12 protein-coding genes and 1 pseudogene are annotated in these 15,122 nt (G+C 68.6%); 7 read left to right on the top strand and 6 right to left on the bottom strand.

Annotation, left to right across the window (positions count from 1 at the left end; translation table 11 throughout):
- Positions 1–70: 70 nt before the first annotated feature.
- The 4 genes and pseudogenes from ygfZ (at position 71) to NA3_RS02705 (ending at position 3,406) form a co-directional block, all read left to right on the top strand.
- Positions 71–1,186, top strand: a complete 1,116-nt coding sequence (gene ygfZ / locus NA3_RS02690) for a CAF17-like 4Fe-4S cluster assembly/insertion protein YgfZ (RefSeq protein WP_372464253.1) — start codon at positions 71–73, stop codon at positions 1,184–1,186.
- A 23-nt stretch (positions 1,187–1,209) separates the two neighbouring features.
- A pseudogene (locus NA3_RS02695) lies at positions 1,210–1,848 on the top strand (MOSC domain-containing protein); the annotation flags it as partial.
- A gap of 203 nt (positions 1,849–2,051) precedes the next feature.
- Positions 2,052–3,014, top strand: a complete 963-nt coding sequence (locus NA3_RS02700) for an asparaginase (RefSeq protein WP_062961966.1) — start codon at positions 2,052–2,054, stop codon at positions 3,012–3,014.
- Between the two features lie 185 nt (positions 3,015–3,199).
- Positions 3,200–3,406 carry a DUF3073 domain-containing protein gene (locus NA3_RS02705; RefSeq protein WP_036497777.1) on the top strand — a complete coding sequence of 69 codons (207 nt, stop codon included), beginning with the start codon at positions 3,200–3,202 and terminating at the stop codon, positions 3,404–3,406.
- 295 nt (positions 3,407–3,701) lie between these two features.
- Here the strand turns inward: NA3_RS02705 and purM are convergent, their stop codons facing one another.
- Positions 3,702–4,820, bottom strand: a complete 1,119-nt coding sequence (purM, locus tag NA3_RS02710; RefSeq protein ID WP_051024195.1) for a phosphoribosylformylglycinamidine cyclo-ligase — start codon at positions 4,818–4,820, stop codon at positions 3,702–3,704.
- A gap of 187 nt (positions 4,821–5,007) precedes the next feature.
- On the opposite strand from purM, the gene NA3_RS02715 reads away from it, so the two are divergent.
- Together NA3_RS02715 and NA3_RS02720 are read left to right on the top strand one after the other, a co-directional pair.
- Positions 5,008–5,877, top strand: coding sequence for an alpha/beta fold hydrolase (locus NA3_RS02715; protein ID WP_062961967.1), 870 nt, complete (start codon positions 5,008–5,010; stop codon positions 5,875–5,877).
- On the top strand, positions 5,864–6,487 hold the full coding sequence (locus tag NA3_RS02720) for a TetR/AcrR family transcriptional regulator (protein ID WP_062961968.1): 624 nt from the start codon (positions 5,864–5,866) through the stop codon (positions 6,485–6,487). The genes NA3_RS02715 and NA3_RS02720 overlap by 14 nt, the downstream gene beginning before the upstream one ends.
- Before the next feature lie 105 nt (positions 6,488–6,592).
- Here the strand turns inward: NA3_RS02720 and purF are convergent, their stop codons facing one another.
- Positions 6,593–8,197 carry an amidophosphoribosyltransferase gene (gene purF, locus NA3_RS02725; protein ID WP_062961969.1) on the bottom strand — a complete coding sequence of 535 codons (1,605 nt, stop codon included), beginning with the start codon at positions 8,195–8,197 and terminating at the stop codon, positions 6,593–6,595.
- A 175-nt stretch (positions 8,198–8,372) separates the two neighbouring features.
- Between purF and NA3_RS02730 the strand changes: the two genes are divergently transcribed.
- Entirely contained in the window at positions 8,373–9,650 is a 1,278-nt protein-coding gene (locus tag NA3_RS02730; RefSeq protein WP_062961970.1) for a YhgE/Pip domain-containing protein, read from the top strand.
- A 1-nt stretch (position 9,651) separates the two neighbouring features.
- Here the strand turns inward: NA3_RS02730 and NA3_RS02735 are convergent, their stop codons facing one another.
- The 4 genes from NA3_RS02735 to purL form a co-directional block, all read right to left on the bottom strand.
- Positions 9,652–10,038, bottom strand: a complete 387-nt coding sequence (locus NA3_RS02735) for a sterol carrier family protein (RefSeq protein ID WP_062962046.1) — start codon at positions 10,036–10,038, stop codon at positions 9,652–9,654.
- Between the two features lie 98 nt (positions 10,039–10,136).
- Positions 10,137–10,781, bottom strand: a complete 645-nt coding sequence (locus NA3_RS02740) for a CPBP family intramembrane glutamic endopeptidase (protein ID WP_062961971.1) — start codon at positions 10,779–10,781, stop codon at positions 10,137–10,139.
- A 43-nt stretch (positions 10,782–10,824) separates the two neighbouring features.
- Positions 10,825–12,582 (bottom strand): alpha/beta hydrolase, encoded by a 1,758-nt coding sequence (locus tag NA3_RS02745; RefSeq protein WP_062961972.1) that lies wholly within the window; start codon positions 12,580–12,582, stop codon positions 10,825–10,827.
- A 192-nt stretch (positions 12,583–12,774) separates the two neighbouring features.
- Positions 12,775–15,069: a phosphoribosylformylglycinamidine synthase subunit PurL gene (gene purL, locus NA3_RS02750; RefSeq protein ID WP_062961973.1), complete on the bottom strand. Its 2,295-nt coding sequence runs from the start codon at positions 15,067–15,069 to the stop codon at positions 12,775–12,777.
- Between the last annotated feature and the right edge of the window lie 53 nt (positions 15,070–15,122).

The following is a 15,122-nucleotide window of genomic DNA, read 5'->3' on the forward strand; positions in this document are numbered from 1 at the left end:
CATACTCACCGCATACCCCCGGCAACCCGTGGCGCGGCGCGGGCCGGCGCGACCGCCTATTGTGGAAAACGTGTCCGTGGTTGCCGCCCCCAGTCCACTGCTCGGTCTCCCAGGGGCCGTGCCCGGCCCGCCCGAAAGTCCCGATGCCGCGGTCGCCTGGCATTACGGCGATCCCTTCGGGGAACAGCGTGCCGCGGCCCAGCGCGTGGCCCTCGTGGACCGTTCCCACCGTTTCGTGGCGAGGATCACCGGCGCCGAACGGCTGAGCTGGCTGCACACGATCTCCAGCCAGCACATCGCCGAGCTGAGCGACGGCCGGTCCGCCGAGAATCTGGATCTGGACCTCAACGGCCGCGTGCAGCACCACTTCGTGCTCACCGAACTCGACGGCACGGTGTGGATCGATACCGAAGGGGACCGCGGCCCCGCACTGCTCGACTTTCTGCAGAAGATGGTCTTCTGGGCCGACGCGAAACCCGAGGCCGCACCGGACCACGCGGTCCTGACCCTACTGGGGCCGCGGGTGAGCGAGCTGACCGCGGCACTGGGCGTCGCCGCGCTGCCGGAGGTGTACGGCGCGGTCGCGCTGCCCGGTGGCGGGTTCCTGCGCCGCATGCCATGGCCTACCGCGGATTCCTACGACCTGGTCGTGCCGCGTGACCGGCTGAGCGAACTGTGGTCGGCGCTGACCGCGGCCGGCGCCGAACCGGCCGGGCTGTGGGCATTCGAGGCGCTGCGAGTGGCGGCGTTGCGCCCGCGCATCGGCGTCGACACCGACGATCGGACCATTCCGCACGAGGCCCACTGGATCGGCGGCCCGGAGGAATTCGGCGCGGTCCATCTGAACAAGGGCTGCTATCGCGGGCAGGAAACCGTCGCCCGTGTCCACAATCTCGGTAAACCGCCGCGGCATCTGGTGCTGCTGCACCTGGACGGCTCCGCCGATGCCCGGCCCGCGGCCGGTGACGCGGTGACCGCCGGCGGCCGCGCGGTCGGCCGCCTCGGCACGGTGATCGACCATTACGAACTCGGGCCGATCGCATTGGCGCTGGTCAAACGTGCCATCACCGCCGACACCCGGCTGGAGGCCGGTCCGATGGCCGCCGCCATCGATCCGGATTCGATCCCGTCCGATGACGAGCCGCAGGCCGGCCGGCTCGCCGTGGACAAGTTGCGCGGCCGGTGAGCGCGCCCGCAGCGCCCCGGGAAATCGGCGCGATCGGCCACGTCCTCGCGGTCTGTGTGCTCCATGCCGAACTCGAGGTGCCCGCGAAGGTGAGCCGGGTCGGCCGGACCGCGATCGACAAACGCCCGGTCGCCTCCCGGGTGGCGGTCCGTGCGCTGGGACTGGCCGGGGACCGCGTCTGCGATACGAAACATCACGGTGGCGTCCACCAGGCCGTCTACGCCTACGCCGACGAGGACGCGCGGCGGTGGGGCGAGGAGCTGGGCCGCACGTTGGCGCCCGGCTGGTTCGGTGAGAATCTGCGAGTATCCGGGCTGCCGGTCAGCGATGCCGTGCTCGGTGAACGCTGGCGCATCGGCGACACCCTGCTCGAGGTCAGCGCGCCGCGCGTGCCGTGCGCGACCTTCGGGCACTGGTCCGGCGAGAAGCAGTGGGTCAAGCGCTTCACGCTGCGGGCCGATACCGGCGCCTACCTGCGGGTGCTGACCGAAGGCACGATCGGCGCCGGCGACCGGGTGCACGTGGACCACATCCCCGAGCACGGCATCACGGTGCGCGACCTGTTCACCGGCCACGATCCGGCACGGCTGGAGCATCTGCTCGCCGCCGAACCGACGATCTCCGACGACGTGCGCATGCAGATCGCCCGGCATGCGCGGCGGGCCGCCGGCCGGGCGCGGGCCGCCGCACCCTCCGAAGGGTTCGGCATCGCCGCGGCGACGGATGCGACACCGAGCCGGACGACGTCGAGGCCGGCGGCGACCGGAGCCGGTACCCCGCACGCGGTGATGCCGAGCGGGGCGGCGGCGCGGGCGAAGGCAGCGGATGCGACGGCATGCGGTGACGTGGAGCGAGGAGACCGGCCATGAGTGTGGAACTGGTGGAAGTGGTTCGCTCCGGCTTCCGCGAATGTGTCCACCGCGGGTCGGTGGTGATCGTCGAACCCGACGGGGAGCCCTCGCTCGCCCTGGGTGAGGTACATCTGCCGATCTTCCCGCGCTCGACCAACAAACCCATGCAGGCGATCACCTTGCTGCGCAACGGTTTCGAGCCGGTCGACGAGGCCGAACTCGCCATCGCCACCGCCTCGCATTTCGGCGAACCCGACCATCTGGCGCTGGTACGGCGGCTGCTGGACCGCTTCGGCTTCGACGAGAACAGTCTGGAATGCCCGCCGGATCTGCCGATGGGCGAACAGGCCCGCGCCGAGGCACTGGCCGGTCGCGACCGGCGGTCGGCCCCGCGCAAGATCTACATGAACTGCTCGGGCAAACATGCCGCGATGCTTGCGACCTGTGTGATCAACGGCTGGCCGGTGACCGGATATCTCGACCTCTCGCATCCGCTGCAGCAGGCGGTCACGGCGACGATCGCCGAGATCACCGGCGAACCCGAGACCGACCTCGGCATCGACGGCTGCGGCCTGCCGATCGTCCCGGTCTCGCTGATCAACCTCGCCCGTGCCTACGCCGGCCTCGCCACCGCGGCCCCCGGAACGCCGGAGCGCCGGGTCGCGGACGCGATTCGCCACCATCCGCGAGTGATTTCGGGCACGGATGCCCCCGATCTCGAGACCATGCGCGCGACCCCCGGGCTGGTCTGCAAGATCGGGGCGGACGGTGTGCACGCGGGCGCGCTGCCGGACGGGCGCGCCTTCGCCTACAAGATCGACGACGGCCACGACCGGGCCCGGATGCCCCTGACGCAGGCGATTCTCCAGCGTATGGGCGTCGAGTGGACCGAGGCCCACGCCGCGCTCGCCGGCCCGCCGGTCCTGGGCGGCGGGGCCAGGGTCGGCATCATCCGGGCAATCCCGGGTGCGGTGTAGCAGCCCACCATTTCGGCGAACCCCCGCGCGACCGCCCCGCGAACGGTCGATGTTCCGGAGTCTTCACCCACTCCTGGAAGCGCGACCGCCTGACACACGCTAAAGTGTCTGTCAGGAAGATTATTAATTCGAACGGGGCCGCCAACCACCCCAGGCCGCCCCGCAGTGACGCGAGGGGGTCAGCCATGGGCCGTGGCCGGGCTAAGGCAAAGCAGACCAAGGTTGCACGCGAGCTGAAGTACAGCTCGCCGTCGACCGACTTCGCGAGCCTTCAGCGCGAGCTGTCGGGGCACACCCCCCGGCGGAGCGGTGTGCTGTCCGAAGAGCACGATTCGGACGAATCGCTCAAGCGCTGGGAGGAAGATGAGGACTACGACGACTGGCGCCGCTGACTCGGATCGACGTGTGCAGGGGGAGGCCTGAGGGGCCTCCCCCTTCGCACGTCGGCAGCGTTTTCGGCCGATAGATCGACCGTTCTTCACCTCGATGAGGGCTCGTAGTACGGGTCGCCGCCGCAGGTATCAGTGATACCGAGGGCGGCGTGACCCGGATTGAACGTACCCCGGCACACTGCCGCCCCGGCCGCGCCGCAGCCGGTTGCCTCCGCATGCCGCAACCGCTCAGCCGAACGACGATCGCCTCCTCACACCGGGCCGTACCGGCGCGAGGAGGCGATCGCATGTCGGGTCAGAACCTGGGATGTTCCCCGAGCAGCGCCACGCGGGCGGCATCGGCATCCTTGGCCTTCTTGACCGATCCCAGGGTCCAGCATTCGATATGCCGCGCGGTCAGCACCGCGAGCGCACGATCGGCATCCTCGGGGGCGACGACGGCGACCATGCCGACGCCCATGTTGAAGGTCTTCTCCATCTCCGCCCGCTCGACCCGGCCGCGCTGCGCGATCAGTTTGAAGATCGGCGCGGGATTCCAGGTGCCGCGGTCGATTTCGGCGACCAGCCCGGCCGGCAGCACCCGGGCGAGATTGTTCGCCAGCCCGCCGCCGGTGACATGGGCGAAGGTCCGCACATCGGTCTCCGCGATCAGCGCCAGACAATCCTTGGCATAGATCTTGGTAGGTTCCAGCAACTCTTCGCCCAGGGTGCGGCCGAATTCCTCGACGTGCCCGGTGAGCGCCATCCGATCGATATCGAGCAGCACCCGGCGCGCCAGGCTGTAGCCGTTGGAATGCAGGCCCGAGGAGCCCATCGCGATGACCACGTCGCCCGGCCGGACCCGATCCGGGCCCAGCACCTCGTCCGCCTCCACGACACCGACGCCGGTCGCGGAGATGTCGTAGTCGTCGGCGCCCATCAGACCCGGGTGCTCGGCCGTCTCGCCGCCCAGCAGCGCACATCCGGCCTGGATGCAGCCCTCGGCGATACCGGAGACGATCTGCGCGACCCGTTCCGGAACCACCTTGCCGACGGCGATGTAGTCCTGCAGGAACAGCGGTTCCGCGCCGCAGACGACCAGATCGTCGACGACCATGGCGACCAGGTCCAGGCCGACCGTGTCGTGCTTGTCCAGCGCCTGCGCGACCGCGATCTTGGTGCCCACACCGTCGGTGGAGGCGGCCAGCAGCGGTTCCCGGTAGCCACCCTTGAGCGCGAACAATCCGGCGAAACCGCCCAGACCGCCCTGCACCTCGGGCCGGCTGGCCTTCTTGGCCAGCGGCGCGAACAACTCGACTGCGCGGTCGCCGGCCTCGATGTCGACACCGGCGGCGGCGTAGGACGCGCCTCCGGATTGGGCCTCGTCGGCGCCGGTGTCGTTCACACCGGCACCACTCGGGGTCTGCTCAGTCATTGTTCGGGAAAGCTCCAAACCGAATCGGCGGACAGATGCCTGATCACGCTACCCGAGTCGGATAACGAGACTGCACCGGTGTTCGGCTGCACGTACGGATTCGAGGCTACCGTCACATGCACCATTGACATACATACCGTATGTAGGTAACTCTGGAACACATCACCCCCACTCCGGAAGGCACGTCATGGGAATCAGCAGCACCAGCCTCGGCCCGATTCGACACGTCGCCGTGCCGGGCGGCCGCATCCACTATCACGACACCGGTTCCGGCTCACCCGTCGTCTTCGTCCACGGCCTGCTCGTCAACGCCGATCTGTGGCGCAAGGTGGTGCCGGACGTCGCCGCCGCCGGCCATCGCTGCCTCACCCCGGATTGGCCGTTCGGCTCCCATTCGGAACCGATGCCCGCCGCCGACCTCTCCCCTACCGGTGCGGCCGATCTGATCGCCGCGTTCCTGCGGGAACTCGATCTCACCGACGTCACCCTGGTGGCCAACGACACCGGCGGGGCTATCACGCAGATCATGCTGTCGCGCGATCGCAGCCGAGTCGGGCGCGTGGTGTTCACCAACTGCGACGCCTACGAGAAGTTCTTCCCGCAGCCGTTCACGCCGCTGCCTCGGCTCTCGCGCGTACCCGGCCTGCTCACCGCGGTTCTGCAGAGCCTGCGTTTCCGGCCGGCGCAGCGGCTGCCCATCGCCTACGGGCTGGTCACCAAGCAGCCGCTGCCGCACGAGATCGCCGATTCCTATCTGCTGCCGAGCCGCAACTCCGCGGCCATCCGCGCCGACCTGCGCCGGTTCCTGCGCGATATTCACAAGCGCCACACCCTCGCGGCCGCGCGCACGTTCGGCGAATGGGATCTGCCGGTACTGCTGGCCTGGGCCCCGGAGGACAAGGTGTTCCGGCTGGATTTCGCACAGCGGCTGGCGCACGATCTGCCCGACGCGACCCTGCGCACGATCGAGGATTCACTCACCTTCGTCTCCGAGGACCAGCCCGAGTTGCTCAGCCGGTTGATCGTGGAGTTCACTCGGCTGCATGCCACGCCGTAGCCAGGAGGACAGATCACGCGCGACGCGGGCGAGTCTCGAGTCGGTCGGGCGGCGGCTGTTCGGCGAACGCGGATATTCCGCGGTCTCGGCGGAGGAGATCGTCGCGGAGGCCGGTGTCACCCGCGGCGCGCTGCATCACCACTACGGCGACAAGCGCGGCCTGTTCATCGCGGTACTGGAACAGCTGGAGGCGGACAACACCGAGGAGATCCGGCATGCGATCGATACCCTGCCCGACCCGGCCGACCTGCTGGCCGCGATGGCGACCGGCCTGCACACGTTCCTCGTGATCAGCCGCCGCCCGGAAACGGTCCGGATCGCCATGTCGGACGGTCCGGCGGTCCTCGGCTGGCAGGGCTGGCGGGAGATGGAAGCGCGCCACGGACTCGGGCTGATCATGAATCAGCTGGAGTCGGCGGTGGAGTCCGGCCTCGCGCCCGCGGTCCCGATCCGGACTCTGGCCCAATTGATTCTGGCCGCGGTCACCGAAGCGGGCATGATCGTCGCGCACGCCGACGATCCGGATGCGGCCGGCGCCGAGGCCGAGCAGTGCATTCTGATGATGCTCGGCGGATTGCTCACACCGCCGAGCACGTCACCGAGCCTCTAGCCCTCGGACCGGCGCAGCATCGAAAGTCCTTGCGCCACAGGAGGACTCGACCATTCAAGGAACACGCCGGGCCCTGTGACGACCGGCCCGGCGGCGACGTCACACTCAGGGGCGGCTCAGCGCGCTCGCGTTGGCATTCTCGCCCAGGAGTTCCGATTCCGGCTTACCGGAGAGGATCCCCTCGAGGACGTTCTTGCCGACGGCGGCCTCGTCGGGCAGCGGGATCGGGTATTTGCCGTCGAAGCAGGCGCAGCACAGCCGGGTGCGCGGCTGCTCGGTGGCCGCGATCATGCCCTCGAGCGAGATGTAGCCCAGGCTGTCGGCACCGATGGAACGTCGCACGCTCTCGACCATCGCCGCTTCCGAATCCTGCGACCCCTCGGCCATTTCCGGCCCGGCGCCGTTGGCGATCAACTCGGCCGGCGAGGCGAAGTCGATGCCGTAGAAGCAGGGCCACTTCACCGGCGGGGAGGCGATGCGCACATGGATCTCCAGCGCCCCCGCCTCGCGCAGCATGCGGATCAGCGCGCGCTGGGTGTTGCCGCGCACGATCGAGTCGTCGACCACGATCAACCGCTTCCCGCGGATCACCTCGCGCAGCGGGTTGAGCTTGAGCCGGATGCCGAGCTGGCGGATGGTCTGGCTGGGCTGGATGAAGGTGCGGCCCACGTAGGCGTTCTTCATCAGGCCCTGGCCGTAGGGCACGCCGGATCCCTGGGCGTAGCCCACCGCGGCCGGCGTCCCGGATTCCGGTACCGGAATCACCAGATCGGCGTCGACGGGGTGTTCGGCGGCCAGCCGACGGCCGATGTCGACCCGGGTGGCGTGCACCGAGCGACCGGCGATCGTCGAATCCGGCCGGGCCAGATAGACGTATTCGAAGACACAGCCCTTCGGTTCGGGATTGGCGAACCGCAGCGAACGAACTCCATCGGCATCGATCGCCAGCAGTTCGCCGGGCTCGATCTCACGCACGAACGAGGCGCCCACGATGTCGAGCGCGGCGGTCTCGCTCGCAACCACCCAGCCGCGATCGAGGCGGCCCAGGCACAGCGGCCGCACACCCTGCGGATCCCGCGCCGCATAGAGGGTGTGCTCGTCCATGAAGGTCAGGCAGAAGGCGCCGCGCAACGTCGGCAGCAACTCCATGGCCGCCTGCTCGATGCTCTTGTCGGCCGCGGCATGGGCCAGCAGCGCGGTCATCACATCCGAATCCGAGGTGGCGGTGATCGCACTGCCCGGCAGGCGGCCGTTGATCAGACCCAATTCCCTGGCACGCGTCGCCAACTCGGCGGTGTTGACCAGATTTCCGTTGTGTCCCAACGCGAGTCCGGTGCCGACGGCCGTAGTGCGGAAGATCGGCTGAGCGTTCTCCCAGATGGTGGAACCGGTGGTCGAGTACCGGCAGTGCCCGATGGCGATATGCCCCGGCATCGCCGCCAGCGTCTGCTCGTCGAAGACCTGCGAGACCAGGCCCAGATCCTTGAACACCAGGACCTGCGAACCATCTGCCACCGCGATACCGGCGGCCTCCTGGCCCCGGTGCTGCAGTGCGTAGAGGCCGTAGTACGTGAGCTTGGCCACATCCTCGCCCGGAGCCCAGACGCCGAAGACGCCACACTCCTCGCGGGGCTCGTTCTCGGGCTCGTCGACTGCGGAGGTGTTTCGGCCTGCGGCGGTCTTCGGGATCGACAGATCGGCGTGGGTCACCGTTTGCTCCCTGTTAGTCGGGCGGGGGGCACTCGTCATTCTACGGGTCATCCGCGCGAAACCCACGTCCGGATCCGCCGGGTGGCGCGCTGTTTGCTGCTACGGTTCGACCGTGGCGAGCACCGACACCGCACTACAAAGTCGAAATCTACGAGGGCTATTTCCGTTTCGATGGATGTTCCCTGTGGCGGTTCTCTCAGTGGTGGCGGCGCTGTTGGGTCTGCTGTATCTCGACTATGTCGTCGACCCCCAGCGGAATCTGCACGATTTCCCGATCGCCCTGGTCAACCAGGATGTGGGTGAGACTCTCGGCGCACCCGGCCAGCAGAAGCAGGTGAACTTCGGCGATCAGGTCGCCGAGGGGCTGCGTAGCGCCGTGCCCGCCGACCAGATCGATCTGCGCGCACTCGGGCTCCCGGAGGCCCAGCAGCAGATGCAGAACGGCCAAGTTTATGGTGCGGTCGTCATCCCGAGCGATTTCAGCAAGCGGCTGGGGATTCTCGGTGTGGGAAGTGTCATACCCGGCGATATCGAGCGTCCGATCATCACCTTGATGACCAATCCGCGCTCGGGCACCTACGCCACGCAGATCGTGGTGCGTTTCGGTAATGAGGCGCTGCCCCAGATCAACGACAAGGTGGGACAGCAGCTCATCGAGCAGGTGCGGGCTCAGCTCACCCCGGCGCCGGGCGGCCCACCGGCCCCCGAACTGTCCGGTGCGACCCGCCTCACCCTCGCGCAACCGCTACAGATTCTGGTGCAGGAGTTCCATCCCCTGCCCGGCGGATCGGGCCAGGGCCTGACGGCGTTCTTCTACGCACTGCTGTTGCTGATGGCGGGCATGCTCGGCGCGATGATCGTGCACACGATGATCGACTCGGCCCTCGGGTTCGTCCCGACCGAATACGGGCCGTGGTACGTGCACTATCCCGCCACCCCCGTCTCCAGACTCCGCACGCTGCTGATCAAATGGGCGGTCATGACGGTGGCCGCGGTGGTGGTCTCCGCGATACTGCTCGGCATCGGCGCGGCGCTGGGGATGCCACTGGACAATCCGCTGGGCCTGTACCTCTACGGGGTGCTCGCGATCATCGCGGTCGGCTTCACCGGAATCTCCATCCTGGCCGCGATCGGCTCGGCCGGACTGCTGGTGAACATGGTCCTGTTCATCGTGCTGGGCCTGCCGTCCTCGGGCGGCACCGTGCCGATCGAGGCGACACCGAAGTACCTCGGCTGGCTGGCCACCTTCGAACCCATGCACCAGGTGTTCCTGGCGGTGCGTTCGCTGCTGTATTTCGACGGCAACGGCGCCGCCGGCTTCACGCGTGGATTCTGGATGACCGTGCTCGGCCTCACGATCGGCGTGGTGCTCGGATTGGTCGTGACGCGCTTCTACGACCGAAAAGGGTTGGAGCGCAAGCCGATCAACCGCACCGAACCCGCTCCGGCCTAGGTCACAGCGCGACCAGCGGCAGCCAGCGGGCCAACTCCCCCGCCCGGATTCCGGAGGCGCTCAACGCCCCCGAATCCACCGCGGCCTCGAAATCGAGCAGTCCCGTCGCGAGCAACAGCCACGTCCGCGCGTCGGTCTCCACCACATTCGGCGGCGTCCCCCGGGTGTGCCGCGGGCCCTCGATACATTGCACCGCCACGAACGGCGGCACCCGCACCTCCACCGAGGCGCCCGGCGCCGCCGCTGCCAGACTCCGCGCGGTCCCGCGCACCGCCGCCGCAAGTTCGGACCGTCCCGGCTGTGCCGCCGACTCGTCGCGCAGCCACGCTCCGACCGCCGCCACCGAATCACGCACCTGAGCAGGGTCCACAGCCGAACGTCGCGCCATTCCACCGAGCGTAGCGAGCCGCCCGGACATCTCGCGCATGTGGTGGGCGGGTGACGGGGGCAGCCTGTCGGACCGTCGACGCGAACTGTCCACAATCGTCAACAGGCACGAGCTGTGTGCCGGCCGCGCAGCGCAGCCGCCGCGGGCGGGGCCAGGGCACCGCCGGCATTCAAGGCGAGATGGGCGAGGGCGGGCGCCGTCGCGCTGCCGGTGTGGCGGCGAAGCCACGAGAAGAGCAGGCCACCCGCGGTGGTGGCGGCGACGGTTACCGGGATGCTGTCGCCTGCGGACCGTGCCGGATGAATGTGCCACAGGCCGAATACCAATGCGCCGCAATACCTCCGCACGGGCCCCGCATCGTCGACCAGCCGATCCAGAGTTCCCCGGAAGATGAGCTCCTCGCTGTACACGGTTCCCACCGGAATGTGGAGGCAGACCCACTCGGCGGTACTCACCTCGGGCTCGCGATCGGTGAACTCCGCGATCCGATCACGGAATTCCGGGACCGCGAGGGCGATGGCATACGCGGTACCGACCGCACCGAATATCGCTGCGCCCCAGTGAAATCCGCGTCGTGCCAGCCAGTGCGGCCGCCCGCCGAAGAGAGCGGCATATGCGGTCGCGAACGCGGCGTTGGCGACCGTGCGAGCCCGTATCGGTCCCAGTCGCGGCAGCGCCAGATTGCTCCACACCAGGGCGACGCCGGATGCCAGAACCGTACGCACCCACCCGTGGTTACTCATGGCGCCCTCCGCGAGTGCGCCGTCGCGGCGACCATTCCGCCTCTCATTTGACCGCGCGTTCGTACGCTTCCGACAGTTCCAGCTGAGTCCGGATGGTCTCCTGCAGTTGCGGATTCCAGTCCGGGGGCGGCAGTACCGCGGCCCAGCCGTCGAGGACCAGGGTGCCGTAGTTGTGACCGTGCCCGTCGCTGACCCCCTGGGCGTTGGTCAGGTCGGCGGCGACCTGCCAGAAGGTGACCAGCGGCCACCAGCGCATCTGCGTGGACACGTCGGAGCCGCGCGGCTCGGAGAGCCAATCCGGTTGGGAGAAGATCAGATCCGGCGACCACCAGACGATCGGGTCGGAGGGATGTTGCAGATAGGCGATGCGTGGATGCCGCCATTCCGGCGACGGCTTCGTCAGATCTGCCGCGCCGGAGGCGAATCGAACCACCAGGCCGTCGGCGTAGATCGGTTCCACCTCGCGGGTACCGGGGTCGCGGCGCTCGACGAACTGTCTCCACAACCGATTCGAATTCGGCGGCCCCACCCAGAGCGCGCCGTCGACCTTGGCACGCAGATCGGCCAGCCCGTCGAAGGCCGCCTCCGACCCCTGCGAACCCAGGCTCTCCCCGTAGACCAGCAACTTCGGCCGCGACTGCGCCGGCCGCGCCAACCAGGCGGCGTAGACCGCGTCGAACATCTTCTTCCCCGCCACGGCGACCTTCTGCCGGTCCGCGAGGAACGACAGCACACTCGGCAGATACGAATACTGCGAGGCGAGGATCGCGGTGTCGCCGCCGTACATGTACTCGAGTGCGCCCGCTGTCGTCGAGTTCACCCATCCGGTTCCGGTGGTGGTGACGATCACCAGCACCTTGCGGTCGAAGGCGTGCGTGCGTTCGAGTTCGGCGACCGCCAGCTCTTCCTGGGTCTGCCCCTCGGCCGCCGACCCGAGACCGACGTAGACCCGAACCGGTTCGCGCGCGGGCTTACCCGTCACCGCGCCGATCCGGAAGGCATCGGGACCGTGCGAGACGAACCACCGCCCCTCCGAACCGAGCGTGTCCCATGCGGCGAGGGAGGCGGGGCTGCCGGAGCGCTCGGGTGCGCTCGGCTGCACCGCGTACGGCGTCATCTTGTCGTTGCGCACGCTGAAGGCCGAGTTGGCGACGGTGAAGAAGCCCTGCGACAGCACACCGTTGAACAGCAGCACCACCATCACGGCCAGCACGATCGAGCCGGCGCTCGGGGCGAGCTTCGGCGGCACCCGCACCCAGCGGCTGAGCAGACGTGCGAAGAACTGCACGATCCACCGCACCGTCCGGTAGATCGCCACCACCAGCGCGGCCACCGCGAGACTGAGCGCCCCGGTGCGCAGATAGGCGGCGCGCGTGGTGCCTTCCATACCCATCAGGCCGTAGATCTGCCGTTGCCAGTCGGCCGAGAGGACCAGCATGTAGAGCGCGGTGAGCAGGCAGATCGTCAGGATCGTCACCTTCACCGCGTAGCGAATCCGCAGCGACGGCGTGCGAAAACGCAAGCGCGGCCGGATCAGTCTGCGGAAGCCCCACTCCAGCAGACAGCCCACGCCGTACCCGATGGCGGCATTCAGACCGCTGATCAGGCCCTGGAACAACCAGTCGCGCGGCAGTAGCGACGGCGTCACCGACCAGGCGAAAAACACTGTCGCGGTGACCAGTCCGACGTAGTTGAGCGCGATGATGTCGTCCTCGAGCCGCCGCAGCAGCCGCAGGCCTCGCCGATAGACCACAACGCCGCGCGTACGCAGCGTTGTGAGAGTCCCGGCGGTATCGAGCACCCGTCAAGTATGGCGGTCGGGGTGCGGAAATCGGGGACCTCCCCACGTGAGGCAAACAACTGCTCGCACGGGAATTACCGGGGTACTCGAGTAGTTCCACGCGCGGCATCGTCCCTCTGCCGCTGGACATCCGGCAGTGCGGATTCCTCGTGAGCGGACCGCGGCGCTGCCGGCGTCGCGGTCCGCCTCGGCTCACTCCGCGGCGGTGCCGAACAGCGCGGGCAGCGTGCCCTCGTGAGCGGTGCGCAGTTCGTCCATCGTGATCGAGAACTGGCCCTGCACCTCGACCGAGTCCGAGCCCTGATCCACCACGCCGATGCGCACCCACGGCAGTTCGCGCGCGGTGCACATCTTGGTGAAACGCGTCTCCTCCGACCGCGGCACCGCGACCAGAACGCGTCCGGCCGATTCCGAGAACAGCGTGACGAACGGGTCGGCGCCCTCGGGAAGCAGGATGCGCACACCGGTCTCACCGGCCAGCGCCCCTTCGACCACGGCCTGCGCCAGTCCGCCCTCGCTGAGATCGTGTGCGGCGCTGATCATTCCGTCGCGCGAACCGGCGGTCAGCACCTCGGCCAGCAGCTGTTCGCGGGCGAAGTCCACCCGCGGCGGCACACCACCCAGGTGATCGTGCTCGACCTGCGACCAGATCGATCCGTCGAATTCGTCGCGGGTCTCGCCGAGCAGGATGAGCGTCTCGCCCGGCTCGGTGCCGAATCCGGTCGGGATGCGCCGATGCACATCGTCGATGACACCGAGCACGCCGACCACCGGGGTCGGCAGGATGGCGGTCTGGCCGGTCTGGTTGTAGAAGCTGACGTTGCCGCCCGTGACCGGAATGCCCAGGGCCACACAGCCGTCCGCGAGTCCACGCACGGCCTGCTGGAACTGCCACATCACACCCGGATCCTCGGGGGAACCGAAGTTGAGGCAGTTGGTGACGGCCTTGGGCGTCGCGCCGGTGGTGGCGACGTTGCGGTAGGCCTCGGCCAGCGCCAGCTGCGCGCCGGTGTAGGGGTCGAGTTTGGTGTAGCGGCCCGAGGCGTCGGTGGCCAGCGCGATGCCGCGGCCGGACTCCTCGTCGATGCGGATCACACCCGCGTCGGCATGCTCGGCCAGCACCGTGTTGCCGCGCACGTAGCGGTCGTACTGCTCGACGATCCACTTGCGGCTGCACAGCTGCGGGCTGGAGATCATCTTCAGCAGCGTGGCCCGCAGCTCGTCACCGGACTTCGGCCGGGCCAGCCCGGCGGTCGTGTCGGCGACCAGGGCGTCCTGCTCCTCGGGACGCTGTACGGGCCGCTCGTAGACCGGGCCTTCGTGCGCGACGGTGCGCGGCGGCACGTCCACCACGGTCTCGCCGTGCCACTTCACCACCAGGCGGTCGCCGTCGGTGACCTCGCCGATCACAGTGGCCAGCACATCCCACTTGTGGCAGACGGCCATGAACGCCTCGACGTTGTCCGGCGTCACCACCGCGCACATGCGCTCCTGCGATTCGCTCGAAAGCACTTCCGCGGGGGTCATATTCGCGGCGCGCAGCGGCACCTTGTCCAGGTCGATGCGCATACCGCCGTCGCCGGCCGCCGCCAATTCCGACGTCGCGCAGGACAATCCGGCACCGCCGAGGTCCTGGATACCGACCACCAGCCCGGCGTGGTACAGCTCGAGACAGCACTCGATGAGCACCTTCTCGGCGAACGGATCGCCCACCTGTACGCTCGGCAGTTTCTTACGGCCCGAAGCGGATTCGTCACCGGAGAAGGTGTCCGAGGCCAGCACCGACACACCGCCGATACCGTCCAGACCGGTCCGCGCGCCGAACAGCACGATCTTGTTGCCGGTGCCGGAGGCGAAGGCCAGGTGCAGATCCTCCACCCGCATCACGCCCGCGCACAGCGCGTTCACCAGCGGATTGCCCTGATAGGAGGCGTCGAAGACGGTCTCGCCGCCGACGTTGGGCAGGCCGAGGGAGTTGCCGTAGCCGCCGACACCGCGCACCACACCGTCGACCACGCGCCGGGTGTCGGGATGGTCGGCGGCGCCGAAGCGCAACTGGTCCATCACCGCGATCGGCCGCGCGCCCATCGCCATGATGTCGCGCACGATGCCGCCGACACCGGTGGCCGCACCCTGGTACGGCTCGACGTAGGAGGGGTGGTTGTGGCTTTCCACCTTGAAGGTGACCGCCCAGCCGTCACCGATGTCCACCACGCCCGCGTTCTCGCCGATGCCGGCCAGCATGGAGGCGCGCATCTCGTCGGTGGTGGTCTGGCCGAAGTAGCGCAGGTGCACCTTCGAGGATTTGTAGGAGCAGTGTTCGCTCCACATCACCGAGTACATCGCCAGCTCGGCATCGGTGGGGCGGCGGCCCAGAATGTCGCGGATGCGCGCGTATTCGTCGTCCTTGAGACCCAGCTCCTTGTACGGCTGCGGGGTATCCGGGGTGGCTGCGGCGGCGCTGACGGTGTCGACGTGGACAGTCACGGTGGGCTACCTAGGTCCTTTCGGCCGGGCAAACGTGCAGCTACGAGCTCCGA

It is taken from the genome of Nocardia africana NBRC 100379, from assembly GCF_001612635.1.
Taxonomy (GTDB): domain Bacteria; phylum Actinomycetota; class Actinomycetes; order Mycobacteriales; family Mycobacteriaceae; genus Nocardia; species Nocardia africana.

Coding starts and splice junctions, on each gene's coding strand:
- NA3_RS02705 (WP_036497777.1), top strand. CDS start 3,200: ATGGGCCGTGGCCGGGCTAAGGCAAAGCAGACCAAGGTTGCACGCGAG.
- NA3_RS02730 (WP_062961970.1), top strand. CDS start 8,373: ATGTTCCCTGTGGCGGTTCTCTCAGTGGTGGCGGCGCTGTTGGGTCTG.
- NA3_RS02700 (WP_062961966.1), top strand. CDS start 2,052: ATGAGTGTGGAACTGGTGGAAGTGGTTCGCTCCGGCTTCCGCGAATGT.
- purM (WP_051024195.1), bottom strand. CDS start 4,820: ATGACTGAGCAGACCCCGAGTGGTGCCGGTGTGAACGACACCGGCGCC.
- NA3_RS02720 (WP_062961968.1), top strand. CDS start 5,864: ATGCCACGCCGTAGCCAGGAGGACAGATCACGCGCGACGCGGGCGAGT.
- NA3_RS02715 (WP_062961967.1), top strand. CDS start 5,008: ATGGGAATCAGCAGCACCAGCCTCGGCCCGATTCGACACGTCGCCGTG.
- NA3_RS02735 (WP_062962046.1), bottom strand. CDS start 10,038: ATGGCGCGACGTTCGGCTGTGGACCCTGCTCAGGTGCGTGATTCGGTG.
- NA3_RS02740 (WP_062961971.1), bottom strand. CDS start 10,781: ATGAGTAACCACGGGTGGGTGCGTACGGTTCTGGCATCCGGCGTCGCC.